The organism is Marinomonas sp., assembly GCF_965225885.1.
In the GTDB taxonomy this organism is placed as follows: domain Bacteria; phylum Pseudomonadota; class Gammaproteobacteria; order Pseudomonadales; family Marinomonadaceae; genus Marinomonas.
On record NZ_OZ245329.1, the window covers coordinates 301,561 to 328,546 of the forward strand.

Here is a 26,986-nt window from a genome sequence, read left to right on the forward strand (position 1 = left end):
AGACGTTTCGCAAGACTTCAATTTTTTTGATCATCTCGAACCAGTCAAAAACTAATCCGGACAATCTTCTGAAGCCTCCAGCGAGCGCCCACACAAATTATCTGATTATCTATTTTAAAGAGCGTGCTAACTTGAATCACCAATCAGGTAACAACCTAATCAGTTGAACTTGGTCTTCGTTGCTCTGAAGCCTTGTCCGTGTCAGCGAGGGCGTATATTAAGGATCTACAGATTTTGTGCAACCCTTTTTTGAAGAAAATTTAAATTAAGTTAAAATCGATCAAACTTCAACGATGCGCAACTCTTTAGGCATAGAGAAAGACACGTTCTCTTCTCGGCATTTTAGCTCTTGAGGAGATGCTCCACCCTCCTTTACTAAGCGCTCAATCACTTGATTAACCAATACCTCCGGAGCAGAGGCGCCAGCCGTCACGCCAACACTGTCAACACCAACCAACCAGCTCGCATCAATCTCATCGGCATTGTCTATAAGATGGGCGGTTGCCCCCATACGTTCAGCCAGCTCGCGCAAGCGGTTTGAGTTAGAGCTATTAACAGAGCCGACCACTAAGACCAAGCTAGATTCGGTTGCTAACATCTTCACCGCATCTTGTCGATTCTGTGTGGCATAGCAAATATCATCTTTCTTCGGCCCAGTAATGTTAGGGAAATATTGACGAAGTGCATCGATCACTACTGAAGTATCATCCATAGATAAAGTTGTTTGCGTAACAAACGCCAGTTTCTCAGGGTTCTTAACTTGAAGCTTTTCTACATCAGCAGGACTCTCTACTAGATAAATAGCACCACCCTGACGATCATCGTATTGCCCCATGGTCCCTTCTACTTCTGGATGACCATCGTGACCAATCAATATACATTCCATGCCATCACGAGAATAACGCAACACCTCCAAATGGACTTTTGTCACTAGCGGACAAGTCGCATCAAACACTTTTAAGCCTCGATCTGTTGCTTCATCTCGAACTGCTTTTGAAACACCGTGTGCACTAAAGATAACAATGTTGTCATCTGGTACTTGATCAAGTTCATCAACAAAAACTGCACCACGAGACTTCAAAGACTCAACAACAAATTTATTATGCACCACTTCATGGCGAACATAGATTGGCGCTTCAAAAAGATCCAAGCATCGATTAACAATGTCTATAGCTCTATCAACACCAGCACAAAAGCCACGAGGGTTGGCAAGTTGAATTGCAAAACTCATACTGCATCCTCAATCGCTATGATTTGCACCCGAAAAGTAAGCGATCGACTAGCAAGAGGGTGATTAAAATCGACAACCACTTCTTTCTCACCAATCTCAGCAATAACACCCGGCAATTCGTTTTTACTCATATCAGCAAAAGAAACCACCATCCCTTCTTCTAAATCCATAGAGAACTGAGAACGAGGCATGCGCTGAATATTGCTTTCATTGTGCACGCCAAAGGCTTTTTCTGGCGACATAATGAAAGAAGCCTCTTGCCCAACAGACATACCTAATAAAGCAGTCTCGAAATCCGGCAATAAGCTCCCATCCCCAAACACGAAGCTAGCTGGAGACCGAGAAAAGTTAGAATCAACGATTTGACCGTCTTCAAGTGACAGCTCAAAGTGCAGAGTAACTCTGCTTGCCGCTGTAATTACACTCATTCTTTTGTACCTTCCTGCTTTTTGGACACGAAACTTTCAAGCAACATTAAAATAACACCAATAGTAATAGCACTGTCAGCAAGGTTGAACGCAGGAAAATACCACGACTGCTGCCAATGAAATTGTAGAAAATCTACGACATGACCATAAACTAAACGATCATAAAGATTACCGACAGCACCACCCAACACAAACGTCAGTGCCAGAGCTTCCAATCGGTTCGATTCTGCGATCTTAACAAGACGCCAACTAATACCAACAACCACAGCCAATGCAATCAAAGAGAAAAACCAACGCTGCCAACCGCCTGCTTGCGCAAGGAAACTAAATGCAGCACCAGTGTTGTATCTCAATGTCAGGTCAAAGAATGGAAAAACGGCGATCTCTTGTCCATAAAATAAGTTGGACACAACCGCTTGTTTTGTTACCCAATCTAAAACAAAAAGAATAAGAGCCAGCGCCCACCAGCGCTGAACTCGTTTCCATACAATCAAAGCAGTCATTAGGCGTAAAGGCGCTGTTCACCTTCCCCATCAGGCAAATTAGAGATACAACGATCACACAACTCAGGGTGCGCTGCTCGTTTACCTACTTCTTCACGGTGATGCCAGCAACGCACACACTTAGTATATTTACTCAGCTCAACGTGAACTTTCAAACTATCAAGGTCTGTAGCGACAGCATCACTACCCGCTTGAGACAAAGGCAACACCTTAACGTCAGAAGCAATTAAGACAAAGCGCAGTTCCTCACCTAGGCGATTCAATGTTGCTTGCAAGGCATCATCACAATAAAGTGTGATATCTGCACTTAAGCTCGCTTTCATCTTACCTTCACTACGAGCTGCTTCTAATACTTTATTCGTTGCTACTTTCGCCTCAAGAACCTGCTTCCAGAATTCACGACCCATTGGCTCATCACCAGTCAATTCTTCAAGACCGTCGTACCATGTTTCTAAGAAAACAGACTCGCTACGCTCTCCAGGAAGTGTTTGCCAGATTTCGTCAGCAGTGAAGCTCAAGATCGGTGCAATCCAACGAGAGAAAGCTTCCATCACATGGTAAAGCGCAGTCTGCGCAGAACGACGCGCCAGGCTGTCTTCTTGAGTTGTGTATTGACGATCTTTGATGACATCCAAATAGAAACCACCCAAATCTACAGAACAAAAGTTCTGGATTTTCTGGTTAACAGTATGGAATTGATATTCGCTGTAAGCTGTATTCAATTCTTTTTGCAACAAGGCAGCACGATCCACAATCCAACGATCTAATGCAATCATATCGCTAGAAGGAACCATATCAGTCGCTGGATTAAAACCATTTAAGTTTGCCATCATGAAGCGCGCCGTATTACGAATTCGACGATAAGAGTCTGCCACTCGTTTAAGGATTTCATCAGACACTGTCATTTCGGTGGTGTAATCGGTCGCCGCTACCCAAAGACGGATAATATCAGCACCCAAGGTATCCATAACTTTCTGTGGAGACAATACGTTCCCCAAAGATTTAGACATCTTACGACCGTCACCATCCACAGTAAAACCATGAGTCAACACTTGCTTGTATGGCGGCACACCACGAATCGCGATAGACGTTTTCAATGAAGACTGGAACCAACCACGATGCTGATCTGAACCTTCTAGATATAAATCGGCAGGAAAGCTCAATTCGTCACGCTGATCAATAACAGAATAATGTGTCACACCAGAGTCAAACCATACATCTAGCGTGTCAGTGACCTTGCTGTATTTTTCAGCATCAGCACCCAATAACTCTTCTGCTTCCATTTCAAACCAAGCGTCGATACCTTCAACCTCGATGCGCTTAGCCACTTCTTCGATCAAACGTGGCGTTTCAGGATGAAGCTCTTGAGTCTCTTTGTTGATAAACAAAGCAATCGGCACACCCCAAGTACGCTGACGAGACACACACCAATCAGGGCTGTTATTTAACATCCCTTCCATACGGTTTTGTCCCCAGCTTGGTACCCACTTAACCCCTTCAACAGCATGCTTTGCAGAATCCAGCAAACCTTCTTTAGTCATACTGATAAACCACTGAGGCGTCGCACGGAAGATGAGTGGCGTTTTAGTACGCCAGCAATGTGGATAACTGTGGAAGATCTTCGACTCAAACACTAAAGCGTTATTACGATTCAGCGCTTCAAGCACGGCATCATCTACTTTATAAACATGCAAACCAGCAAACTCGCCTGCAGCATCAGAGTAAACACCATTATCTTGAACAAGGTTAATAGTACCAATGCCATTTTCACGGCCGACGTTAAAGTCATCCACGCCGTGGTCAGGTGCAGTATGCACGCAGCCAGTACCCGCTTCCGTTGTTACATGTTCACCTAAGATGACAGGAATATCGCGCTCTAAGAAAGGATGGTTTAACACAGTGCCAGCTAGGTCAGCCCCAACCGCTCGACCAACAATGCGAAATTCTGTCACGCCATAGCGAGACATCACACCTTCAACCATATCTTCAGCCAAGATCAGACGCTCTTCGCCCAAGCCCATGTCCACTTCAACCAAGGCATAATTAAACTCTGGATGAATAGAAACCGCTTGGCTTGCAGGAAGAGTCCAAGGCGTTGTCGTCCAAATCACAACAGAGACTTTACCTTCACCCTCAACGTCTGCGAATTTGGCAAGCAAAGCCGCTTCGTCTTGTGGCGCATAACGCACATCCAAAGACAAAGACGTTTTATCTTGATATTCCACTTCCGCTTCCGCCAAAGCAGAACCACCAACAACACTCCAGTAAACCGGCTTAAAGCCTTTTACCAAATGACCGTTCTCAGCAATTTTGCCTAAAGCACGAACAATATTCGCTTCAGTTTGGAAATTCATGGTCAGATAAGGATTTTCCCAATCTCCCATCACACCCAAACGGATAAAGTCTTTTTTCTGTTCTTCAATTTGCGTATAAGCGTATTCACGACATTTCGCGCGAAACTCTTTATAAGAAACTTTCGTTCCTGCTTTACCTATAAGCTGCTCAACTTTGTGCTCGATTGGCAAGCCGTGACAATCCCAACCAGGAATATAAGGCGCATCAAAGCCACTAACGGTTTTAGACTTAACAATAATATCTTTGAGGATTTTGTTAACCGCGTGTCCAATGTGAATACTGCCATTTGCGTACGGAGGGCCATCATGAAGAATAAAAGATTTACGGCCTTTACTTACATCACGTACTTTCTGATATAGGTCCATATCCTGCCAACGCTTAAGCATTGCAGGTTCACGTTTTGCCAAATCTCCACGCATTGGGAAGTCAGTATCTGGCAAATTCAGTGTCGGTTTATAATCACTCATGGTTTATCGATTCATCCTCAAAGATCATCTTTTCACTGATTAGCAAAAAAGCGTAATGCTTCTTCTTTATCACATTGAATTTGTTTTTCCAGCGCATCTAAGCTGGCCATTTTTCGCTCTGCCCTAATAAAATGACAGAAAGTAACCTGCACATATTTGTCATACAGATCACCATTAAAATCTAACAAGTGCACTTCCAGTATCGGCGTCTTCCCTTGAACAGTAGGACGCACACCAATATTCGCAACACCGTTATGGGAGATCCCATCAACCATAAAGGTCACAGCAAACACACCTGACAACGCAGACTTAATGCCTTTCAGGTGCACATTAGCCGTTGGGAAACCCAATTTTCGACCCAGTTGCTGTCCATGTATCACACGACCACTCAAGGCAACCGAATGCCCCATGTTCATCTGTGCGGCCGTAATATCGCCACGCTCTAGAGCATCCCTAACCAGAGTACTACTCACTCGCTCATTTAAAGCGTTTAACACTGACGGTGTATTTTCAACATCAAAACCATGACGATCACCAAACTCTTGCAGATAATAAAAATCACCTTGCCGATCACAGCCAAAGCGAAAATCATCACCCACTACTAAATGCTTTACAGACAAGCCATCCAGCAAAATCTGCTGACAAAATGCCTGCGCATCTAACTGTTGAAGTTTAGGATTGAACGGCATGCAAAGAACATAATCGATACCCTGCCCTTCCAACAACTTCACTTTATCCCGCAGACGACCAATACGACCTGGGGCCGTATCAGGAGCAAAGAACTCTCTCGGCTGAGGCTCAAAGATCATAATAGCAGCAGGTGAATTGTATTCTTTAGCCAAGGCTTTGACGCGTGCCAATATAGCACCGTGCCCTAAATGAACACCGTCAAAATTCCCTATCGTCAGCACGCATTCTTTATGCTTTGAACGGATATTATGAATACCGCGAATTAACTCCATAGAACCCCGTACAAAACAATTAAATCCAGCGTCGAAAAAATATCATGGATTATATAGCAGTTAACCAGATGAAGGTAGGCCAGAACTTGAACAAGCTGTGCAAACCTATAATCAAAGCAAAAACGCTTCAATACACCTAATGCTTTAAAATAGAAGGACGTAAACCCGCCGCTACCGCGACAAGAACGTACACCAGCACACCGCAAACGACAACCATCAAGGTACAACCCACCCGAGACAAGTCATCCATCTGGGTCCATTGCCAACCCTGCAGAAGAAACAAATACAAACACACACCAAGTGCAACGGTAGCACTCACCAATATGCGCAGTAAACGCCCCCATTGAGCCGAAAATACGTGATATTGTTTTCTATACAAACCGCGCCACAACAAGAATGCATTCAAACCTGCCGACAGACTTGTCGCCAGCGCCAACCCCACATGCCCCAATGGCCACACTAAAATTAAATTCAGTACCATATTCGATACCATTGCAATGATACCAATACGTACAGGCGTTCTGGTGTCTTGTCTCGCATAATACCCCGGCGCCAGCACCTTAATCAGCATCATAAACACCAAACCTAGCGAGTAAGCCTGCAAACTCCGAGCAGCCATATGAACATCATTCACCGTCAACTCACCCCGATAAAAAATCGTCGCTATCAAAGGCTCAGCCAACATAAACAAAGCAAGAGAAGACGGAATTGCAATCAGCAGTAGTATTCGTAACGCCCAATCAAGCGTTTCGGAAAACTTCGACGCCTCCCCACCAGAAAAACTACGCGACAAAGAAGGCAAGATAACCGTACTGATGGCGATAGCAAAAATACCCAGCGGTAACTCATATAAGCGATCAGACAAATACAACCAAGTGATACTGCCCGTTTGCAGAAAGGAAGCCAGCACAGTATCAAGTAGCAAATTAATCTGACTGACAGACACACCAAACAATGCAGGCCCCATCAAAAGAAGAATTCTTTTTACCCCAGGATGACGAAAACCCAGTGTCGGCATCGGCAGCAATCGCAACCTCGCCAAAAACGGCATTTGAAACATCAACTGAATCAAACCAGCAAAAAACACACCCCAAGCAATAGCCGTTTCAGCCTGAGCCGCCGTACGAGCAAAGAACACAGTCGCAACAATCAGAGAGATATTTAAAAAAATTGGTGTGATCGCAGGAACCGCGTATTCGCCATGAGCGTTTAAAATACCGCCCGCCAACGCCGTTAACGAAATAAACAACAGATAGGGAAAAGTAATAACCAACAACTCAGATGCCAATTGACTCTGACCATCATCACCAGCAAAGCCCGGAGCAAAAACATAAACGACCCAAGGAGCACACACCATAAAAAGCACAGTGATACATAACAAGACCAAAGCCAACGATCCTGACACAGCAGAGATAAGTGCCCGAACCTCACCTTTACCTTCTTTTACTCGGTAATCACTTAAAACTGGGACAAAAGCCTGAGCAAACGCCCCTTCTGCAAATAACCGACGAAAAAAGTTAGGAATCTTAAACGCAACATAAAAAGCATCAGCACTTCCGCTTGCACCTAATACATACGCCAAAGCGGCGTCTCTCACCAAACCAAGAATACGAGAAAGGAAAGTACAAATAGAAACCAAGACACCAGAACGTAACAAAGACAAAGACTTAGGCTCTTTATCAAGGGCGGATTTTTTTTCGGACATAAAAATTTACGACATAAGCAATAGACAGATCGACAAAGAATAACACCAGCCACTACCAGAGCGCAGCCAAATATATAAGCTCATTTGACTAATTTTTGTATAATAGGGTTGTGGCAACGCTAAAAACTGGTAAAATCCGCCGCGAGATTTCAAAGTTAAAACTTGACATTAATTTCATGACACAGCACAGTGCTGGGTCATTACTTATTCCAAAATTAAAGGAGCCAGACCGTGGCAAATTCCGCCGGTTCAAAAAAACGCGCGCGCCAAGCAGTAAAAAGCCGCGCTCACAATGGTAGCCTTCGTTCAATGGTTCGCACATACTTGAAAAAAGTAGATGCAGCTATCGAAGCAGGCAATCAAGCTGACGCACAAGCAGCTTACGTTCTAGCAACTTCTAAGCTAGACAAAGCCGCTGACAAAGGCCTATATCACAAAAACAAAGCAGCTCGCCATAAGAGCCGCTTGAGTGCTAAAATCAAAGCACTGGCCTAATACCTATAAAAAAACCGGCAAATGCCGGTTTTTTTATGTCTTTTGTTTATACCTTTTAAAGCACACACCTTTCAAAGCCCCAAGACTTTTCCATCTGAATAATACCGCCCAAAAAGCACTATCTAAACCGCATCAGCCAAATAACACCACCAGCCAAACCACTGCCGCCAAGACCAAAGCCAACATCACTGCTGCCGAGCCTAAATCTTTCGCCCGACCAGACAACTCATGATGCTCACTACTAATTCGATCAACCACCGCCTCAACACTTGAATTCAGCGTCTCAACAATCAACACCAAACCTACAGAAAAAATCAGCACCGCACGCTCAAGACCCGTATCACCAAGCCAGATAGCAAAAGGCAAAGAAATCAAAAACAAAATAGCCTCTTGACGAAAAGCCGCCTCATATTTCCATTGAGCTCGCAAACCTTGGTAGGAATATTTCGAAGTACTCAATACGCGATCTAAACCCACTTTTCCTGGCTTTGCCATGACACCACTACCTCTTAAATAATAACTAAATCATCACGATGAATTAATTCTGGCTCACCCTTGTAACCCAAAATCGCTCCAATATTAGAAGAAGGCTGACCAAGCAGCTTCAGCGTTTCAGCCACACTGTAGTTCACTAAGCCGCGAGCAACCAGACCACCTTGCAAATCGACACAAATAACCATGTCGCCGCGCGAAAAAGCACCCTGCGCATCTTTCACTCCAACAGCCAAAAGACTCGTGCCTGCTTTTCGCAACGCCTTTACAGCACCATCATCTAAAATCAAGGCACCACGACTCTTCAAGTGCCCTGCTAACCATTGCTTACGCGCCGCCACTCTTCCGTGCTCTGGCTGCAACCAAGTTCCTAACATTTCGCCTGACGCAACACGAACAATCACATTTTCTTCGCGACCTGACGCGATCAAGGTATCCGCACCGGAACGCGCAGCCAAAAGCGCCGCTCGCACTTTCGTTAACATTCCACCACTACCAAGCACACCAGCACCTCCACTCGCCATCGACTCAAGACGATCGTCCGATGCTGAAATATGAGAGATTAGCGTTGCATCTTTATGGTCACGTGGATTTTTATCGAACAATCCCTGCTGATCCGTAAGGATAATCAACAAGTCAGCCTCGATAAGATTAGCAACCAAGGCGCCCAGCGTATCATTGTCGCCAAAACGAATTTCGTCGGTTACAACCGTATCATTTTCGTTAATTATAGGTACAACACCGAAGCCAAGCAGAGTTCGCAATGAAGATCGAGCATTTAAATAGCGTCGACGATTAGACAAATCATCATGAGTAAGCAAAATTTGCGCTGTACACAAACCATGCTTCTCAAAGTGAGACTCATAGACCCCAACTAGCTCCATCTGCCCAACTGCCGCGGCAGCCTGCAATTCATTCACCTGAGTGGGGCGAGAAGAAAAACCAAGACGCTTCATACCAGCTGCAATAGAACCAGAAGACACTAAAACGACTTCCTTCCCTTGCGCTCTTAACTCAGCAATTTGAGCAACCCAAAGACCAATTCGGGCAACATCTAACCCCTGACCATCGTTTGTCAATAACGCGCTGCCGATCTTAACAACGACACGCTGCGCCTTAGCTATTTTCTCTCGCATTTCCATGATACTACTTATTCTCACCAATCAAATTAGCTAACGTATTCCACTTCAACATCGTAATCATCTTCATCAAAATCGTCGTCATCCACCAACAAACCAGCTTTACGACGTTTTTCACGCAACGACATGATACGATTTCGACCTTCTTCATCAATCAAGGTACGCATTGCTTTTTCTTTCTCGCGTGCTTCTGGGCTTTCTAACAACAACTCACGTTTTTCATCAAGCGCCGTCATAAGATCTAGACACAACACTTCTGTGCCTTCACCTGATATCGCAGAAATACGGTAAGCCTTACCTTCCCAACCAAGTGCGTCAATAACGCTCTGGCAGCGCTCTTCCAGCTCATCTTCTGGCACCATATCGGTTTTATTCAAAACCAACCAACGGTCACGCTCTGCCAAAGCAGGGCTAAACTGATGCAACTCATTTACCGCAATAACCGCCGCTTCAGCTGGGGTAATTTCATCCCAAGGCGCCAAATCAACGATGTGCAACAAAATACGGTTACGAACCAAGTGCTTCAAGAAACGAATACCCAGGCCAGCACCTTCAGATGCACCCTCGATAATGCCAGGAATATCGGCAACCACAAAGCTCTGGTGCTTCTTAACTTTTACCACACCAAGGTTTGGCACCAAGGTTGTAAAAGGATAATCCGCGACTTTTGGCTTAGCAGAAGAAACCGCACGAATAAACGTCGATTTGCCCGCATTAGGAAGACCAAGCAAACCCACATCCGCCAAGACTTTCATCTCTAGCTTCAATGTACACTCTTCACCTACCGTACCTTTAGTCGTCTGTCTTGGCGCACGGTTAGTACTTGATTTAAATCGAGTATTCCCCAAACCATGATGACCACCTTGCGCTACTTTTAATGCCTGACCATCACGAACAAGATCACCCAGCGTTTCGCCCGTATCATCATCAATAACCGTCGTACCAACTGGCACTTTAATTTCAAGATCTGGCCCTTTCGAGCCAGTCATGTCTCGACCTTGACCGCCTTCACCACTCTCAGCGATATACTTTTTCGTAAAACGAAAATCGATCAGAGTGTTCAAGGCTTCATCAGCAACCAGTATGACACTACCGCCATTACCGCCATCACCGCCATCTGGGCCACCTTTAGCGACAAATTTCTCACGCCAAAAGCTCAACGCCCCATTTCCACCTTTACCCGCTCTTACGTAGATACTGGCTTCATCAACAAATTTCACAATAACACCTCTTCGGTGGATTATCAGAATCAACAGAATCTGATTATAGAATTCTTCCAAAAAAAAAGCCCCGCGTCGCGGAGCTTTTTTTAAGTTTTTAGTAAGCGATTAAGCAGCTACGACAGAAACTGTACGACGCTTCAACTTACCTTTCACTTCAAACTTCACTTGGCCTTCAACAACAGCGAACAAAGTGTGATCTTTACCAATTTGAACACCAACGCCTGGGTGAAACTGTGTTCCACGCTGACGAACAAGGATGTTACCTGGGATCACAACTTGACCACCAAAACGTTTGACACCTAATCGTTTCGACTCGGAATCGCGACCGTTACGAGTACTACCACCCGCCTTTTTATGAGCCATGACTTACTCCTTAAATTTGAATAGTTAGCGCTTAGTTAATACCAGTTATTTTCACTTCCGTGAACCACTGACGATGACCCATACGCTTCATAGAATGCTTACGACGACGGAATTTCAAAATTTTCACTTTGTCTCCGCGACCATGAGCAACAACTTCCGCTGTTACTTTAGCGCCTTCTACAACTGGTGCACCAACTTTAACGTCGTCGCCGTTGCATACAAGAAGAACGTCATCGAATTGAATCGCGCCACCTTCTTCAACAGCTAATTTCTCAACCTTAAGGGTTTGGCCTTCTTCTACACGGTATTGCTTACCGCCAGTTTTGATCACTGCAAACATGTTCTTCTCCAATGAGATTTACCCGGCTACTGAAATTGAATTTGACCTACTTCTAGTGGCAATAAGTTTTTGACCGAATCGGACAAAAATCACTAACCATATGATAGGGAGCAAAATGTGGGTAAATCGGACGCGAGATTGTACAAAATCACACCACCTAATACAAGCCAAAAGCAATGTCTTTATACATTTTTTATGTTTTAGGTTGACCCTGACACAAGCCTTACCTAGCATGAGGCACACTTGCTGATCAGCTTGGGACTATTTAGCTTCGGAAATTGCATGCAACCTATACAAATACACGATGTTGTGGCCAATGAATTTGGCCAAGTGAACGACTATATTGTGTCACAACTTAGTAGTGACATCCCTTTAATCGAGCAAATCGGCTACTACATCATAAGTAATGGTGGAAAGCGACTGCGGCCTCTTTTGGTTTTATTAGCAGCTAAAGCGAGCGCTGAACTAGATAAGCCAAAACTCGATCAAGCCATTCAAATGGCAACCATCATCGAATTTATCCACACCTCAACACTTCTGCATGACGATGTAGTGGATGAATCGGATATGCGCCGCGGCAAAAAAACAGCCAATGAAGAATGGGGCAATGCACCAAGCGTTTTAGTTGGTGACTTCCTTTACTCTCGCGCCTTCCAAATCATGGTGGATGTTGGCAGCATGCAATGCATGAGCATTCTAGCTAAAACAACCAATATCATTGCCGAAGGCGAAGTTCAGCAGCTTATTAACTGCGGCGACCCAGATACAACTGAAGAAAGCTATTTGAAAGTTATTCAATACAAAACAGCAAAACTGTTCGAAGGTGCAGCTCTTTGCGGAGCGGTTATTGCGGGCGCAAGTACAGAATACCAAGAAGCACTAAGACATTTTGGAATGTATGTCGGAACGGCTTTCCAATTAATCGATGACGTAATGGATTACACCAGCACCGCTGAGGAAATGGGCAAAAGTGTTGGCGATGACCTTGCAGAAGGCAAACCTACTTTACCACTCATTTTCACTATGAAGCATGGCCCTAAAGACGCAGTAGAGCGAGTCAGGCAAGCTATACTAACCGGTGGACTCGATCAGCTCGACGCCATTATAAATGACGTGCAAAACTGTGGCGCCATCGAATACACTCAGCAAAAAGCGCAAGAGCAAGCAGACCTAGCCATAGACTCCATTGCACCGCTACCTGAGTCCAACTATAAAGCAGCCCTTACTGCACTCGCAAATGCTTCTGTGAAGCGTCGGAACTAGTTACTAAACCAGCAAAATAAAACGCCAAACATAGCAGATCATGTTTGGCGTTTTTTTGTATTAACGCCCCACTCTAGTCTTTTCTTAACAGATCCATGACCATCTGAGCAGCCATCGTTGAATGCTGCTGCATAAAACAATGCCCGCCTTCGACCTCAATCACCTGAATGTTCGGATTCAGTTTTGCCGCTAATCTATAAGCTTCTTTGAAATAATCGAAAGTATCTTTGCCTTGTATGATATAAGTAGGCACAGATATCTTCGCAATTACGCTCCAGAGCCGCTTAGGATAACTCGAAAAAATCGCCGCCTCCATCCAAGACGGACAACCTAACTGATAGTGCCCTTTGTCATCACGCTTAATAGATGACGCAATATAATCCTCTAAGCAGGCGTCTTCCCAGCCTTTAAAGATTCCTCTCTCAAAAAAACTATTTTTCACTTGAGCAAAACTTTCCCATTGAGTACGACGACGGCTGGCCTGTTTCGCTAAGGGAATTTGGCTTTTTAAGCCTGCCAGCTTTACACCACGCATCATCCAGATTAAACGAGGCGGAAAAAGCGCAGGATCCAACAATATCAAACGGTCGAAAAGCGCAGGTTCTTGCTCACTCATCAACGCCGTCATGCAGCCACCAAAGCTATGCCCAATACCAATCAGTTCATTCTTAGGTAACACCGACCGTTGCGAACCCAATGATTCAACAAAACGCGAGGCGGTAGCATTCCAACCAACAAAACGTTTTCCTGCGGTTGACTCTCCATGACCAGCGGCATCTTGCATAATAAAATTATAGCCTTCGAGCTTTTCTAAAAAACACAAGTAAGTCCTTACCGAAAAACCATTACCGTGAAGAAAATGAATCGTTGACCGATTACCCATCATCGGAGTCAAGTAGCCTTCAATATGACCACCGTCAAATTGATACTGCCAAGCAGCAAGACTTACATTTCTTTTTGAAATCATAAAAGACACTCAAAACACCCAAGACATTACTAAAACAGACACTTTAACAGAAAAACATAATAATGATCGGCAATAACAAATCCCCCTAAAACCACCGCTCACTTCTCACAATAGACTTGAAAAACATGCAACAATGCAGAAATGATCATTTTTCATGCAGGTAATTTGGTTTTTTTCCGTTCAAACATTCATATTAGGACTCCAAACCGATATAATCAGTTGGATTTTCTACTGCAAACTGGACCACGACAATCCGCCAGACTATTTTGAGTCATCGGCTGGATGTGGATATAGGACTACAATGACTACAGCTTCATCTTTTGAAAAAGACGAACTATTAAAATGCGGCCACGGTGAAATGTTTGGTGCAGGCAATGCCCAGCTTCCTGTCGGCAATATGCTAATGATGGATCGCATTACTCACATCTCAACTGAAGGCGGGGAACACGGCAAAGGCGAAATAATTGCTGAGCTAGACATCAATCCAGACTTATGGTTTTTTGCATGTCACTTTCCCGGAGACCCAGTTATGCCAGGTTGCCTTGGCTTAGACGCGATGTGGCAGCTAGTAGGATTTTTTCTTGGCTGGAAGGGAAATAAAGGCCGCGGTCGTGCACTCGGTTCTGGCGAAGTAAAATTCACTGGGCAAATCCTCCCCACAGCGAAAAAAGTTACCTTCCACATTAACCTTAAGCGCGTAATTGAGCGCAAGTTAGTGATGGGGATTGCAGACGGAAGTGTTAAAGTTGATGGTCGTGAAATTTACACAGCAAAAGATCTGCGTGTAGGCTTATTCACTTCAACTGATAACTTCTAAAGATTAAGAATGAAAGAGGCACATTTATGCGTCGTGTAGTAGTAACAGGTCTTGGCATTGTCAGCTGCCTAGGCAATGACAAAGAGAGCGTTCTAAACTCCTTGCGCGAGGGCCAGTCTGGTATTCGTTTCGCTGAAGATTACAAAGAACATGGCTTTCGTAGCCACGTTTGTGGTCGTATTGATTTAGATGCAGAAAGTATTGATCGCAAAGTTCGCCGCTTCATGGGCGATGCTGCAACTTACGCTTACGTTTCTATGCAACAAGCCATTACAGATGCTGGTTTAACGGAAGACCAAGTATCTAATATTCGCACAGGCTTAGTTGCAGGGTCTGGTGGTGCTTCTGCTAAAAACCTTGTTGATTCTGCAGATACTCTTCGCGAGAAAGGTGTTAAGCGCGTTGGTCCATACCGCGTTACCCAAACTATGGGTAGTACGGTTTCTGCTTGTTTAGCAACGCCGTTCAAAATTAAAGGCGTGAACTATTCAATTACGTCTGCTTGCTCGACCAGTGCTCACTGTATCGGTAATGCCATGGAACTTATCCAACTAGGCAAACAAGATATCGTATTTGCAGGTGGTGGCGAAGAAGAAAGCTGGACTCAAACTTGTATGTTTGATGCCATGGGCGCTCTGTCTTCAAAGTACAACGAAACACCTGAGAAGGCTTCTCGTGCTTACGATGCAAATCGTGACGGTTTCGTTATTGCTGGCGGCGGCGGCATGCTAGTTATCGAAGAACTAGAACACGCTAAAGCTCGTGGTGCAAAAATCTACGCGGAACTAGTAGGTTACGGCGCGACATCTGATGGTTATGACATGGTTGCTCCTTCTGGCGAAGGCGCAGTACGCTGCATGCAAATGGCGATGAGTACAATTGATGGCGATATTGATTACATCAACACTCATGGCACAAGCACACCTGCTGGCGACATGAAAGAACTACAAGCAGTCAACGAAACTTTCGGCGACAATATCCCATTAATTAGCTCTACGAAATCCCTTTCAGGTCACTCTTTAGGAGCGGCGGGCGTTCATGAAGCGATCTACTGCTTGCTAATGATGGAAAACAACTTCATCGCAGCATCTGCAAACATCGACGAGCTTGATCCAGCCGCAGGAAACATTCCAGTGGTTACCACTCGTAAAGACAATGCGAATCTAAACATGATCATGTCTAACAGCTTTGGATTTGGCGGCACCAATGCCAGCTTAGTATTCAAAAGATACACAGCGTAAATAATCTTTAGTGACAAAAAAAGCCGCATCATTGATGCGGCTTTTTTATATCTTCAATTTAGCATGGCAGTTAGTTTAGCGCCAAAGCTAAAACAGAAAGTCATTTCCTTTTGGGAGCTTCGCCATTTCGGCACGCATCCACACATCCATTTCTTCATGTAATGCTGAGGTTTTTTTACCCTCTGATTCAATAATGGGCCCAATAACAACGCGGATAGATCCTGGAAACTTGCGCCAGCGTTTACCTGGCCAAGTGTAACCAGCGTTATGCACTACAGGCAGAATAGGCACACCTGCCGACGTTGCTAACATAGCGGCACCTTTGTTAAAGGCTTGCTCCTCATTGGGCGCGATTCGCGTCCCTTCAGGAAAAATAAGCACCGAACGGCCATCATCTAAACGCTCTTTGCCTTGACTGATAATTTGTTTCAGAGCATTAGTACGTTGAGAGCGGTCAATAGCAATTGGCTGTACCATACGCAATCCCCAACCAAAGAAAGGCACTGACAACAGTTCTTTTTTAAGCACCGTTGAAACCGGCGCCATCAACACTTGCAGCACATAGGTTTCCCATTCACTTTGATGATTGGCCACCAGCACGACTGGACGATTTTTATTGATATGCTCTAAGCCAACTATCTCAACTTTCACACCACAAAAAATACGAAAGACAAACAGCAAACCTTTGTTATGCAGATTCAAAACTGGTTGACGATAATTCTTCGGCAACAAGAACGTCGCGAAAGGCGCAAGAACACCAAATATAATGGTGGAAACCATATAGTAAATGGCAAATATTGTTGAGCCGATCCAAGATCTTGATGACTCCCACATACTCATTGACAGCTTACTCCCCATGTTTATTTAGATATTTTTGCTGCTGTTTCAATGGATTTGCATACATTGCTAACACAGTTTCTTTTAAGTTTGCAGGACAACGCTCAAGATAACTTGAGAATGAACTATCCGTTGTAGGCAATCCTTGCTGCAACGCAAGCGCCGCTTCATTGGTTGTCTGGATCGCATAGTTAGTAATGATTTGGCGATCCACTTCCGCAACAAATTCTTCAGGCGTTTCAAAACCATCTTTTATGACATCGCCAAAAGTAACGACTACCTTACCTTTCTGACCGACAATACCATTCTTAATACTGTCTATGTCTTCAAACTCAGCTTTTTCATAATTACCTGTTGTTGACTTTTGATGCAGCTCACGCGCCTTATCAAAAGCACAAGGATCGTATTCATAGGCAATTGAGACAGGCACAATTTTCAAGTTGGCCATCGCATCAGAGAAAGCTATTTTTTCTTTCTTCTGACTCATAAAGAACATTTTTATGATCGCAGGATCTGTCTGATCCAAGCCATCTTTCGCCCGGCCTTCTTTTTGAGCAATCCAAATATTGGCTTGGTCTTTCGTTAATGACTCTGTGATGTAGGAAGAAAGTTGTCCAAAAGCCGCCATCATCTCTCGAATGCCATTCGCTGAGCGTTTAACGATAAAGCTTTTATTAAGTCGCATCAGATCAGACACAAAGGGGCGACGCAATAAATTATCCCCTATAGCAATACGAACCGTATCCAAACCAGCCAAATACAAACCATAGTTAACAAAAGCCGGATCCATGGCGATATCTCGATGATTAGACAAGAATAAATAACCAACGCCTTTCTCTAATTTCTCAATCCCTCGGTATTCCACACTGGATGTCGTGGTTTTAATCATGCGCTCCATGTAACTTGCAACGCGCATTTGGAACTCATGAACATTCGAAATATTGGCAATTTGACGTTTTAGCGCCAGCTTGACAAAAAACGCCAATGGCGCATTCAAGAACTTAGGCCATTGAGCAAAACGAAAACCAATAATTGTATTAATAAAATCTGGCATTTCGACCAGATTATTCAACACCTCGGCGACTTCAGCGTCGTTATAGGGGCGTATATCGTGAAACTGATCCATTTAATTTTCCGTCAGTAAGACTGTTTTGTTATTTATTATTAAATGAGGCCTTTGCACGATAACGCGCTCGTCATTCCGTACAAAGGTCTCAATATTTTTACAGGGTCTGAATATCAAACCCAAGTATTTCTAGCTCAGCGCGCTTGGACGTGGACGTAACCACAGCGACGTTTTCATTTTCCTTGGTTAAATAGGTTTTCGTTACCTGCTTCAACTGCTCAAGCGTCACGGCCAAAATTTTCGCACGGAAAGCTTCTCTATAGGCCAAGCTACGACCATGTAGATGCACATAAAAATCACTTTGCGCTTCACCTGCTGGCGAGCCTGGTTTATCCATCGAGCCAATCACTCCTAAAATGGCTTCTTCAAGCGCATCTTCAGAGTGTGTTTCATTGAGCATCCACTCAATCGAAGCATCAAAGTCCGACAAGGTTTCTGTCAAACGAGGGTCACGATAAGAGTAGAAACGGAACGAGCCAGTGCTACCATCAAACGTCGCACCGCCGCCATAAGCACCGCCTTGCTCGCGGATCACACGATGCAAGAAACCATTACGTAAGAAACCACCCAACACCGTCAATGCAGCAACATCAGGATGTTCACCAAATGCCGTACGGAAAGCTTTACTGCAGAAACTCACCTGAGTTGATGTCAGCCAAGCAACATTCACTTTGGAGTCAACTGCCTCCATGGCAAACTTAGTTTGCGCATTGCCAGCAGGCAAATCTGCAAAAACAGCCTGAACTTCGTTCAATATATTGACTTCATGCTGAGGCTCTGCCACCAATAAAAGCTGTTTGTTCGCTTGCAGCAATTTCTCATGCAAACGTTTGAAAATAGCCAAGATATTTTCGGCCGTTTTGCTATCTGCTTTCATCGCATCGTCCAGCGCAATCACAGAACGAATACCTGACATACCACTCCATTTTTCTTGCTGAGCCGCCAAACCAGAAATCGCACTAGACGCCGCTGTCATAGCAAGCGAGTGACCTTGGCCAGTAATGGATTGTTCTCGACGCGCACGACGTTGAGCCACCAGCTCTTTCACTCTGCTTGCTTCATCAAAACGTACATTAAGCATAGTGTCTTTCAACAATTCGCTCATGGCTTTAACATTTGGCACCAAGGCTTTAGAAGACAAAATGAAGTAACCATTTAGAGCTTGGCGATCTTCAATCGTTGCACGAATCGAATTCGAGGCACCTAAACCACCACAAACTTGAGCTTGACGCTCCTGAACAGCAAGGTAATCTTCTTCGCCAATACCTAATTCAGTCATCATTGAAGAGAACAGAGGCAAATATTCCGCTTCCTCTTCATCCAGCTCAGGCAAATCAATCACCAACTGCTGGTAAACCAATCCATTTGTACCTTGTGGGTAGAAGGTAATCGGCAAATCACCCGCCACTTTTTCATTTTCATATTCTGGCAAACGCGCTGGCACATCTTCTAAGCCAACTTTCGGCAGAATACTCATGTCGTCCACTTGTGATTGTCGCGCTTTCAATGCAGCACTACGAGCAATAATTTGCTGTTTATCAGCATCTGACAGTGCGGCTTTGATCTTGCTCAAACGGTCTTTTTCTGCCTGATTTCGACGCGCTTCAAGAGCATCATCTGGGCTTAATGTTAGCGTTACTCGGTGCGCATTTGTTAGCAGCAAGTTTTTAATCAAGTTCGGAATATATTGCTGATCCTGAACTTTCTCACGCATTGCATTGATAACAGGATCAAGATCAAGCTGGGCAATCACATCCCCCGCATGAACGGCAGTCGACAAGCCAGCTAAAATAAGCTGCAAACCATAAGGATAGCTGCCACCACCGACTTCACGCTGGCTCAATTCCAATTGATGTAACATGGCATCAACCATGTCTTGTGGCACGCCTTTTTCAGCAATGCTTTCTAGAGTCGACAACACAAGAGCTTCCACTTTCGGGGCATCTTCTCGTTTTACACCTTCCAATCCGCACATGAAGCTCATTTCTTTATTACTGTCTTCAAGGCCACACATTGGCGATGGTGCGCGACCAAGATCGCTGTTTTCTAATACTCGTAACAAAGGTGATGCGCTGTTATCTAGCAAAACGCTAGACAGTAATTGTGCTTCGAACTGTTGGTTTAGATCGGTACTTTCTCCCAACAACCAACTGACGACCACGTGGCTGCCATCTTCTTTCACTTCATCCGCCGCGTAGCCTTCTTCCACTCGTACTGGCGAGAAATAACGCTTCGCGTTTGGCACACTGACTTGCTCTTCTAAGCGTTCAAAACGGCTTAATACTTTTTCTTCGAATTCAGCTTGAAGCGTTTCAGCAGGAATATCACCAAACGTCATGAATACCGCATTGGAAGGATGGTAATGCGTACGATAAAACGCCAATAGATCTTGATAAGATAAATCTGGGATATCCGTTGGCTCGCCACCAGAATTGAAATGATAGGTATTATTTGGGAACAAATATTTGGTTAGTGTTTGCCACAACACCGACGTGGTGGAGCTCATCGCGCCTTTCATCTCATTGAATACAACGCCTTTGAACGTCAATTCTGACTCGGCATTGTCTGGCTCGGCGAACTCTAAGCGATGACCTTCCTGAGAAAAGTCCAATTCATCAAGACGCGAGAAAAACACCGCATCCAAATACACACCCAATAGGTTATGGAAGTCTTTCTTATTCTTACTGGCAAACGGGTAAGCTGTCCAATCGGAAGACGTAAACGCATTCATAAAGGTGTTCAACGAACGGCGAATCATCATAAAGAAAGGATCACGCACAGGAAAACGCTCAGACCCACACAATACAGTGTGTTCAAGAATATGCGCGACACCACATGAATCCGTCGGAACGGTTTTTAAGCCAACTAAGAATACATTTTCGTCATTCTCAGACGCGATATGAAAATGTTTAGCACCTGTGATTGTGTGCTCAAACTCTTGAACGGTAACATTCAGAGCATCAATAAACTCACTGCGAAGAAACGTAAACGCAGGATGGTGCGCGGTGCTATTTGCCATTCTCTACCTCGATAAAATTAGAATACGATAATTACAATGTTTTGGGGCAGTTTGGATACATTCAAGACAACATAAGTCCAAGACAGCAAAGTGGCGGGATTATAGCAAAAACATGGCTTTTACTGCACGAACTAACGTGAATACCCCATCTAAGGCGAAACAGAACATTAACGCTTCTGATGTTTTTCCCAATCATCCAAGCGTGCTTTTTCCGTCTTTTTAAACAATACATACACAGCGCCCAAACCACCATGATGTCGTTGCGCACTATGAAACGCCATGACAGCATCAAGCTCTCTCAACCATTTATTAATATGGCTTTTAATCATAGCTCGAATATCAGGATCTGGGGTACGATCACCTTTGCCATGCACAATAATAGCGACTCTAATATCGTTACGCATGCAGTCATCAGCAAATTGATACACCTGCTCCCGCGCTTGAGCCACGGTATGACGATGCAAATCTAAACGCGCCTCTATGCCATACTTACCCTGCCTAAGACGCTTAAATACGCCATCTTGCACGCCAGGACGCTTATATTCAAGCACATCATTGGGCTCGACTTTTTCAACATAGTCTTGCGACAAATGATTCCTGTCCGCCTCTTTAGCGATCAACGCCGCCTTTTGGCGAGCTGAAAAGTCGACCTGAGGACCCTTCTTACCCAGATACACTTCGCTTTTTTTAAGTGGCTTAATACCCGCCACCTCTTGAGCGAACAAAGACGTTTCATCTTCGTCGTTCACAGCCTAAATCCTCTTTGATTTACTCATCTTATTTAGCACACCACTATAGAACAATAAAGGCCCCTAAACAGGAGCCTTTATTACTTCAACACCAATGTATCAAAGGATTTCCAACTTATACGTAACCTAGAACGGAATATCGTCGTCAAAATCGTCAAAGTTTGGCGCTTGCTGAGGCTTTGGCTCAGGCGCTGGTGCGCGTTGAGGAGCTGGCTGTGGCGCTCGTTGTTGCGGTGCGGCTTGAGCAGGAGCTTGCTGTGGCGCATTCCCCCAGCTACCAAAAGACTGTGGAGCGGCTTGTTGTGGAGCCGCCTGCTGCGGTGCTGCTTGCTGTGGCGCTTGGCCATAACCGCCACCTTGAGGCTGATTAAAACCGCCTTGAGGCGCATGTTGCTGTGGAGCCTGTTGCGCTGGCGCTTGGCCATACCCACCTTGTTGAGGAGCAGACTGTTGAGGTGCATTGCCGTAACCGCCACCACCTTGCATAGAGTCATAGCCACCACTTTGCTGTCCAGCGTTATCACCGCGACCATCTAGCAATTGCATTTCGTTCGCGACGATTTCGGTTGTATAACGTTTGATGCCGTCTTTTTCCCACTCACGAGTGCGCAATGAACCTTCCACGTACACTTTAGAGCCTTTCTTAATAAAATCGCCTGCAATTTGACCAAGACGGAAATTACCACGATCCATGAAGGCAACACGGTGCCATTCCGTACGCTCTTGCATTTGCCCTGTTTGCTTGTCACGCCAGCTTTCTGTTGTCGCTAAATTAACGTTTGCAACCGCTGCACCAGATGGCATGAAACGCACTTCGGCATCGTTGCCTGCGTTACCAATCAAAATTACTTTGTTTATTCCACGTGCCATGACGTTCTTCTCCAACTAAAAGATAGAATAGTGTTTTACTTAAAGACGCACTTGCGGTGCCAGACGCACCAGAGCATCTTTGTCTAATATTTTTTTATCGACTTTCAGATAAGCGGTTTGCTCATCTTTAAAAATTTGCATACCTTCCACTCCTTGGATTTGCGCAAGTTGATCCGCCAACTTCGTTACTTCTTCATCTGTCATATTGGGCAGGCTAAACGCCAGACTACTTAACTGACGAGGTGCAGGCTGGATGGCACAAACAAGTGACCAAGCCAAAAACACCACACCAACAACCCAAAAGACGCCACTGTTTGAATGATGCTGGAGCAGCCAACCGCCACCAACACCGCCCAAAAATGATCCCATAAATTGATGGGTAGAAAACACGCCCATCGCTGTGCCGCGATAACCTACAGGTGCCAACTTACTAATAAGAGACGGCAACACGGCTTCTAGTGAATTAAAGCCTACAAAATAAACCCACAACAACGCACCAAACACCCAAATGTAAGGTGCCCATTGCAGCAATATTGAGCTTAAACCTAACAAAATCATCACGGCGATTAACACGCCTTTTGTCTTACCTTTTGATTCGGCAATAATCACCAATGGTAACATACCTGCGAAGGCAAAACCCATGATGGCTAAGTATAGCCAGCTATGTTGTGACAAGGGCAAATCAAACTGCTGAATCAACAAATTTGGCACGGTGACAAACAAAGCGGTTAGGCTTGCATGCAACAATAAAACACTCACATTCAAGAACCGCAGCCTTGAATCTTTTAACACCAACCCTAACGCCAAAAGGCTCGGTGTCGTATCGCGTCGAAAAGTGTGCTGGACAATATTCGGCACAGCAAAAATGATCAAGACTATACCCAGTAAAGATAGTGCAAAGGACAAATAAAACAGACCTGAAAGCCCGACTAAGGCAAAAATCCAAGGGCCTAATACCAAAGAGAGCATAAACGAGGCGCCGATACTAATACCAACAATCGCCATAGCTTTGGTACGGTTTTGCTCTCGCGTGACATCACTCAATAGCGCCATCAAGGTACTGGCAATGGCACCCGCGCCCTGAACCGCTCGTCCTATAATCAAAGTGTTGATATCATTCGCATTGGCACAAATCAAACTGCCCACAGCAAACAATAACAAGCCGATGACAATAACGCGTTTACGGCCAATTTTATCTGACCACATTCCCATCGGAATCTGTAAGCTCGCTTGGGTCAGACCATAAATACCGATCGCTGTACCAATCAAAGCCGCATCTGCGCCAGTTAACCCATCAGCAGCAACACTGATGACAGGCATTATAAGGAACAAGCCTAACATTCTGAATAAATAGATCAGCGCTAAAGCAAGAACTGAACGACGTTCAAGTAGATCCATAAGGAGGTTTCAACCGTTTAACTAGGTGGTTAAGAAAAAAGATTGCCAATTTTACAAAAAATACCGTTGAAGCTCCATTTCAACTACTGTAAAAATAGACAGTTATTTAATTTACTGACAGATTTCTTTCTGTTGATCGACTTCACATTGGAGAATCATGGATACCATTACCATACGCGGGGCCCGCACACACAATTTAAAAAATGTGGACCTAGACATCCCAAGAGACAAACTTGTGGTGATTACTGGCCTATCCGGCTCAGGTAAATCCTCTCTCGCTTTCGACACGTTATACGCTGAAGGGCAACGTCGCTATGTTGAATCCCTTTCCACATACGCTCGACAGTTTTTGTCTATGATGGAAAAGCCAGACATAGACCACATTGAAGGCCTTTCTCCTGCCATTTCTATCGAGCAAAAATCAACCTCTCACAACCCACGATCAACAGTCGGTACAATAACAGAAATATACGATTATCTACGATTGTTATTTGCCCGTGCAGGACAACCTCGCTGCCCAGATCATGGTGAACCTTTAGAGGCGCAAACCATATCACAAATGGTCGATAAAGTTATATCGCTACCAGAAGAAACTAAGATGATGCTGCTTGCGCCCATTGTCAAAGATCGAAAAGGTGAGCACTTACATACTATTAGCGACTTGCTTTCAAAAGGTTTTATTCGTGCAAGAATCGACGGCATCGTCGTCGATCTAGATGACGCTCCAGTACTAGAGAAAAACAAGAAACACACAATCGAAGTGGTCATTGACCGTTTCAAAGTTCGCTCCGATCTACAACTTCGCTTGGCAGAATCCTTTGAAACTTGCCTTGATTTATCCGATGGCATCGCCAAAGTCATCAACATGGATGATGAGCAAGAAGAATACATTTTTTCTAGCAAATTCGCCTGTCCAATTTGTGGTTACAGCTTAACGGAATTAGAGCCACGCCTTTTCTCCTTTAACAACCCAAATGGTGCCTGTCAGACATGTGATGGCTTAGGTACTCATCAAATGTTTGATCCAGATCGAATCATTCAAGATGAAACCCTGACGCTTGCTGAAGGCGCAATCCGAGGCTGGGGCCGTCGTAGTATTTTTTACTACCAGCAACTTAGCGCTTTAGCAAAACACTATGGATTCGACATAGAGTCTAAATACAAAAATATCCCCAATGAATTCAAAAAGCGTATTTTGCATGGCTCTGGTAAAGACAAAATAGATTTCGTCTACATTAATGAACGCGGCGACAAGATGACGCGCTCACATTCATTTGAAGGCGTCATTCCAAACTTACAACGTCGTTATCACGAAACAGAATCTGATAGCGTACGTGATGATCTTTCGCAGTATATCAGCGTTCAACCTTGTCCAGACTGTCATGGCTCTCGACTCAATCGATCCGCTCGCAACGTCTTTATTGCTGAGCAAACATTGCCAGAAGTGGTGACGTATCCAATTGCAGAGTGCTTGAAGTATTTTGAGACTCTTGAACTCCCAGGATCACGCGGTGAAATCGCCTCCAAGATTCTTAAAGAAATCCGTGACCGATTAACCTTCTTGGTAAACGTAGGTTTGGAATATTTAACGCTAGACCGAAAAGCAGACTCATTATCCGGCGGCGAAGCACAACGAATCCGACTTGCCAGTCAAATCGGTGCTGGTTTAGTGGGGGTTATGTATATCCTTGATGAGCCATCCATTGGTTTGCATCAACGAGATAACGAAAGACTAATAGCAACACTGACCAGACTAAGAGACTTAGGCAATACCGTCATTGTAGTTGAACACGATGAAGATGCCATTCGTGTAGCTGACTTTGTTGTCGACATTGGCCCTGGTGCAGGTATTCACGGCGGACAAATTATCGCCAGCGGTACGCCACAAGACATAATGGACTGCCCTGAGTCTATTACGGGACAGTTTCTAACAGGTAAGCGCAAAATTGAAATTCCAGCCATTCGCCATCAAGCTAAGGACAAACAACACCTTAAGCTGATAGGCGCAACAGGCAACAATCTAAATACGGTTGATCTTAAGATCCCTGTCGGCGTAATGACCTGCATTACCGGTGTTTCCGGGTCCGGTAAATCGACATTAATAAACGGCACTTTATACCCTCTTGCTGCCACAGCACTTAATGGTGCTACCACTCTGAAACCTGCACCACATGAACGTATTGAAGGTTTAGATTTATTTGACAAGTGCGTGGATATCGATCAAAGCCCTATCGGCCGCACACCAAGATCAAACCCAGCAACTTACACTGGCATCTTCACGCCAATGAGAGAGCTGTTCTCGGCGACACAAGAATCTCGCTCACGAGGCTATAAACCAGGACGATTCAGCTTTAACGTCAAAGGTGGGCGCTGCGAAGCCTGCCAAGGTGATGGCGTAATAAAGGTTGAAATGCACTTTCTTCCGGATATCTACGTACCTTGTGATACCTGTAAAGGTAAGCGCTACAATCGCGAAACGTTAGAGATTCATTACAAGGGAAAAAATATTCACGAATGCTTAGAAATGACCATTGAAGATGCTCGCGAGTTCTTTGATCCAGTACCCTCTATTGCTAGAAAGCTACAGACCCTAATAGATGTTGGTTTGGGTTATATTCGCCTTGGACAAGCGGCGACAACGCTTTCTGGGGGTGAAGCACAGCGGGTTAAGCTGGCAAAAGAACTGTCAAAACGTGACACAGGCACAACGCTTTACATTTTGGATGAGCCGACAACAGGTCTGCACTTTGCCGATATAGAACAGCTACTAAAAGTTCTCCATCGTCTAAGAGATCACGGCAATACTGTCGTCGTTATTGAACACAACCTTGATGTGATAAAAACAGCGGATTGGATCGTAGATTTAGGACCAGAAGGTGGGAGCGGTGGCGGATATATAGTAGCTGAAGGAACGCCTGAGCATATCGCTAAAGCAGAAAATTCTCATACTGGTCGCTTCTTAAAACAAATGCTTAATTAGCCATATTCATAGAAAA

23 protein-coding genes are annotated in these 26,986 nt (G+C 44.6%); 5 read left to right on the forward strand and 18 right to left on the reverse strand.

Annotation, left to right across the window (positions count from 1 at the left end):
• Positions 1 to 280: 280 nt before the first annotated feature.
• From ispH to murJ, 6 genes are all read right to left on the reverse strand, one after another.
• Positions 281 to 1,231: a 4-hydroxy-3-methylbut-2-enyl diphosphate reductase gene (gene ispH / locus ACO05V_RS01365; RefSeq protein ID WP_421846794.1), complete on the reverse strand. Its 951-nt coding sequence runs from the start codon at positions 1,229 to 1,231 to the stop codon at positions 281 to 283.
• Positions 1,228 to 1,659 (reverse strand): FKBP-type peptidyl-prolyl cis-trans isomerase, encoded by a 432-nt coding sequence (locus ACO05V_RS01370; RefSeq protein ID WP_421846796.1) that lies wholly within the window; start codon positions 1,657 to 1,659, stop codon positions 1,228 to 1,230. The genes ispH and ACO05V_RS01370 overlap by 4 nt, the downstream gene beginning before the upstream one ends.
• Complete coding sequence (gene lspA, locus ACO05V_RS01375) at positions 1,656 to 2,162, reverse strand: signal peptidase II (RefSeq protein ID WP_421846798.1); 507 nt, start codon at positions 2,160 to 2,162, stop codon at positions 1,656 to 1,658. Before lspA ends, ACO05V_RS01370 begins: the two co-directional genes overlap by 4 nt.
• Positions 2,162 to 4,984 carry an isoleucine--tRNA ligase gene (gene ileS / locus ACO05V_RS01380; protein ID WP_421846800.1) on the reverse strand — a complete coding sequence of 941 codons (2,823 nt, stop codon included), beginning with the start codon at positions 4,982 to 4,984 and terminating at the stop codon, positions 2,162 to 2,164. The genes lspA and ileS overlap by 1 nt, the downstream gene beginning before the upstream one ends.
• A gap of 32 nt (positions 4,985 to 5,016) precedes the next feature.
• Complete coding sequence (gene ribF / locus ACO05V_RS01385; RefSeq protein WP_421846802.1) at positions 5,017 to 5,946, reverse strand: bifunctional riboflavin kinase/FAD synthetase; 930 nt, start codon at positions 5,944 to 5,946, stop codon at positions 5,017 to 5,019.
• 136 nt (positions 5,947 to 6,082) lie between these two features.
• Entirely contained in the window at positions 6,083 to 7,651 is a 1,569-nt protein-coding gene (gene murJ / locus ACO05V_RS01390; RefSeq protein WP_421846804.1) for a murein biosynthesis integral membrane protein MurJ, read from the reverse strand.
• A 231-nt stretch (positions 7,652 to 7,882) separates the two neighbouring features.
• On the opposite strand from murJ, the gene rpsT reads away from it, so the two are divergent.
• A complete protein-coding gene (rpsT, locus tag ACO05V_RS01395) occupies positions 7,883 to 8,146 on the forward strand; it encodes a 30S ribosomal protein S20 (RefSeq protein WP_012071893.1) in 264 nt (87 codons plus the stop codon).
• 132 nt (positions 8,147 to 8,278) lie between these two features.
• Here rpsT and ACO05V_RS01400 read toward each other — a convergent pair whose 3' ends face one another.
• The 5 genes from ACO05V_RS01400 to rplU form a co-directional block, all read right to left on the reverse strand.
• A complete protein-coding gene (locus tag ACO05V_RS01400) occupies positions 8,279 to 8,641 on the reverse strand; it encodes a diacylglycerol kinase (RefSeq protein ID WP_421846806.1) in 363 nt (120 codons plus the stop codon).
• A gap of 14 nt (positions 8,642 to 8,655) precedes the next feature.
• A complete protein-coding gene (proB, locus tag ACO05V_RS01405) occupies positions 8,656 to 9,780 on the reverse strand; it encodes a glutamate 5-kinase (protein WP_421846808.1) in 1,125 nt (374 codons plus the stop codon).
• Between the two features lie 26 nt (positions 9,781 to 9,806).
• Entirely contained in the window at positions 9,807 to 10,997 is a 1,191-nt protein-coding gene (gene cgtA, locus ACO05V_RS01410; protein ID WP_421846810.1) for an Obg family GTPase CgtA, read from the reverse strand.
• Between the two features lie 108 nt (positions 10,998 to 11,105).
• Positions 11,106 to 11,363, reverse strand: coding sequence for a 50S ribosomal protein L27 (gene rpmA, locus ACO05V_RS01415; protein WP_012071897.1), 258 nt, complete (start codon positions 11,361 to 11,363; stop codon positions 11,106 to 11,108).
• A gap of 31 nt (positions 11,364 to 11,394) precedes the next feature.
• Positions 11,395 to 11,703, reverse strand: coding sequence for a 50S ribosomal protein L21 (gene rplU / locus ACO05V_RS01420; protein WP_012071898.1), 309 nt, complete (start codon positions 11,701 to 11,703; stop codon positions 11,395 to 11,397).
• Between the two features lie 282 nt (positions 11,704 to 11,985).
• Here rplU and ACO05V_RS01425 point away from each other — a divergent pair, with 282 nt between their 5' ends.
• Positions 11,986 to 12,966, forward strand: coding sequence for a polyprenyl synthetase family protein (locus ACO05V_RS01425; protein ID WP_421846813.1), 981 nt, complete (start codon positions 11,986 to 11,988; stop codon positions 12,964 to 12,966).
• Positions 12,967 to 13,039: 73 nt separating this feature from the next.
• Here the strand turns inward: ACO05V_RS01425 and ACO05V_RS01430 are convergent, their stop codons facing one another.
• Positions 13,040 to 13,933: an alpha/beta fold hydrolase gene (locus tag ACO05V_RS01430; protein ID WP_421846815.1), complete on the reverse strand. Its 894-nt coding sequence runs from the start codon at positions 13,931 to 13,933 to the stop codon at positions 13,040 to 13,042.
• Positions 13,934 to 14,234: 301 nt separating this feature from the next.
• On the opposite strand from ACO05V_RS01430, the gene fabA reads away from it, so the two are divergent.
• A complete protein-coding gene (gene fabA / locus ACO05V_RS01435) occupies positions 14,235 to 14,750 on the forward strand; it encodes a 3-hydroxyacyl-[acyl-carrier-protein] dehydratase FabA (protein WP_113918305.1) in 516 nt (171 codons plus the stop codon).
• Between the two features lie 26 nt (positions 14,751 to 14,776).
• The gene (fabB, locus tag ACO05V_RS01440; protein WP_421846817.1) at positions 14,777 to 15,991 is read left to right on the forward strand and encodes a beta-ketoacyl-ACP synthase I; all 1,215 of its coding nucleotides are present in this window, start codon (positions 14,777 to 14,779) and stop codon (positions 15,989 to 15,991) included.
• A gap of 87 nt (positions 15,992 to 16,078) precedes the next feature.
• On the opposite strand, the gene ACO05V_RS01445 is transcribed toward fabB, so the two are convergent.
• The 6 genes from ACO05V_RS01445 to ACO05V_RS01470 all read right to left on the reverse strand — a co-directional run bounded on the left by ACO05V_RS01445 (position 16,079) and on the right by ACO05V_RS01470 (position 23,990).
• Complete coding sequence (locus ACO05V_RS01445) at positions 16,079 to 16,831, reverse strand: lysophospholipid acyltransferase family protein (protein WP_421846819.1); 753 nt, start codon at positions 16,829 to 16,831, stop codon at positions 16,079 to 16,081.
• Between the two features lie 7 nt (positions 16,832 to 16,838).
• Positions 16,839 to 17,954: a 1-acyl-sn-glycerol-3-phosphate acyltransferase gene (locus ACO05V_RS01450; protein ID WP_421846821.1), complete on the reverse strand. Its 1,116-nt coding sequence runs from the start codon at positions 17,952 to 17,954 to the stop codon at positions 16,839 to 16,841.
• A gap of 97 nt (positions 17,955 to 18,051) precedes the next feature.
• A complete protein-coding gene (locus ACO05V_RS01455; protein ID WP_421846823.1) occupies positions 18,052 to 20,973 on the reverse strand; it encodes an insulinase family protein in 2,922 nt (973 codons plus the stop codon).
• A gap of 167 nt (positions 20,974 to 21,140) precedes the next feature.
• Positions 21,141 to 21,722 (reverse strand): DNA endonuclease SmrA, encoded by a 582-nt coding sequence (gene smrA, locus ACO05V_RS01460; RefSeq protein ID WP_421846825.1) that lies wholly within the window; start codon positions 21,720 to 21,722, stop codon positions 21,141 to 21,143.
• A gap of 126 nt (positions 21,723 to 21,848) precedes the next feature.
• Positions 21,849 to 22,592 (reverse strand): single-stranded DNA-binding protein, encoded by a 744-nt coding sequence (gene ssb / locus ACO05V_RS01465; protein WP_421846827.1) that lies wholly within the window; start codon positions 22,590 to 22,592, stop codon positions 21,849 to 21,851.
• 39 nt (positions 22,593 to 22,631) lie between these two features.
• Positions 22,632 to 23,990 carry an MFS transporter gene (locus tag ACO05V_RS01470; RefSeq protein ID WP_421846829.1) on the reverse strand — a complete coding sequence of 453 codons (1,359 nt, stop codon included), beginning with the start codon at positions 23,988 to 23,990 and terminating at the stop codon, positions 22,632 to 22,634.
• Positions 23,991 to 24,147: 157 nt separating this feature from the next.
• Here ACO05V_RS01470 and uvrA point away from each other — a divergent pair, with 157 nt between their 5' ends.
• A complete protein-coding gene (gene uvrA / locus ACO05V_RS01475; RefSeq protein WP_421846831.1) occupies positions 24,148 to 26,970 on the forward strand; it encodes an excinuclease ABC subunit UvrA in 2,823 nt (940 codons plus the stop codon).
• Positions 26,971 to 26,986 lie beyond the last annotated feature (16 nt).

Excerpts from the sequence above, each read along its gene's own strand:
- ispH (WP_421846794.1), bottom strand. The coding sequence starts at position 1,231 with ATGAGTTTTGCAATTCAACTTGCCAACCCTCGTGGCTTTTGTGCTGGT.
- ACO05V_RS01370 (WP_421846796.1), bottom strand. The coding sequence starts at position 1,659 with ATGAGTGTAATTACAGCGGCAAGCAGAGTTACTCTGCACTTTGAGCTG.
- lspA (WP_421846798.1), bottom strand. The coding sequence starts at position 2,162 with ATGACTGCTTTGATTGTATGGAAACGAGTTCAGCGCTGGTGGGCGCTG.
- ileS (WP_421846800.1), bottom strand. The coding sequence starts at position 4,984 with ATGAGTGATTATAAACCGACACTGAATTTGCCAGATACTGACTTCCCA.
- ribF (WP_421846802.1), bottom strand. The coding sequence starts at position 5,946 with ATGGAGTTAATTCGCGGTATTCATAATATCCGTTCAAAGCATAAAGAA.
- murJ (WP_421846804.1), bottom strand. The coding sequence starts at position 7,651 with ATGTCCGAAAAAAAATCCGCCCTTGATAAAGAGCCTAAGTCTTTGTCT.
- ACO05V_RS01400 (WP_421846806.1), bottom strand. The coding sequence starts at position 8,641 with ATGGCAAAGCCAGGAAAAGTGGGTTTAGATCGCGTATTGAGTACTTCG.
- proB (WP_421846808.1), bottom strand. The coding sequence starts at position 9,780 with ATGGAAATGCGAGAGAAAATAGCTAAGGCGCAGCGTGTCGTTGTTAAG.
- rpmA (WP_012071897.1), bottom strand. The coding sequence starts at position 11,363 with ATGGCTCATAAAAAGGCGGGTGGTAGTACTCGTAACGGTCGCGATTCC.
- rplU (WP_012071898.1), bottom strand. The coding sequence starts at position 11,703 with ATGTTTGCAGTGATCAAAACTGGCGGTAAGCAATACCGTGTAGAAGAA.
- ACO05V_RS01425 (WP_421846813.1), top strand. The coding sequence starts at position 11,986 with ATGCAACCTATACAAATACACGATGTTGTGGCCAATGAATTTGGCCAA.
- ACO05V_RS01430 (WP_421846815.1), bottom strand. The coding sequence starts at position 13,933 with ATGATTTCAAAAAGAAATGTAAGTCTTGCTGCTTGGCAGTATCAATTT.
- fabA (WP_113918305.1), top strand. The coding sequence starts at position 14,235 with ATGACTACAGCTTCATCTTTTGAAAAAGACGAACTATTAAAATGCGGC.
- fabB (WP_421846817.1), top strand. The coding sequence starts at position 14,777 with ATGCGTCGTGTAGTAGTAACAGGTCTTGGCATTGTCAGCTGCCTAGGC.
- ACO05V_RS01445 (WP_421846819.1), bottom strand. The coding sequence starts at position 16,831 with ATGAGTATGTGGGAGTCATCAAGATCTTGGATCGGCTCAACAATATTT.
- ACO05V_RS01450 (WP_421846821.1), bottom strand. The coding sequence starts at position 17,954 with ATGGATCAGTTTCACGATATACGCCCCTATAACGACGCTGAAGTCGCC.
- ACO05V_RS01455 (WP_421846823.1), bottom strand. The coding sequence starts at position 20,973 with ATGGCAAATAGCACCGCGCACCATCCTGCGTTTACGTTTCTTCGCAGT.
- ssb (WP_421846827.1), bottom strand. The coding sequence starts at position 22,592 with ATGGCACGTGGAATAAACAAAGTAATTTTGATTGGTAACGCAGGCAAC.
- ACO05V_RS01470 (WP_421846829.1), bottom strand. The coding sequence starts at position 23,990 with ATGGATCTACTTGAACGTCGTTCAGTTCTTGCTTTAGCGCTGATCTAT.
- uvrA (WP_421846831.1), top strand. The coding sequence starts at position 24,148 with ATGGATACCATTACCATACGCGGGGCCCGCACACACAATTTAAAAAAT.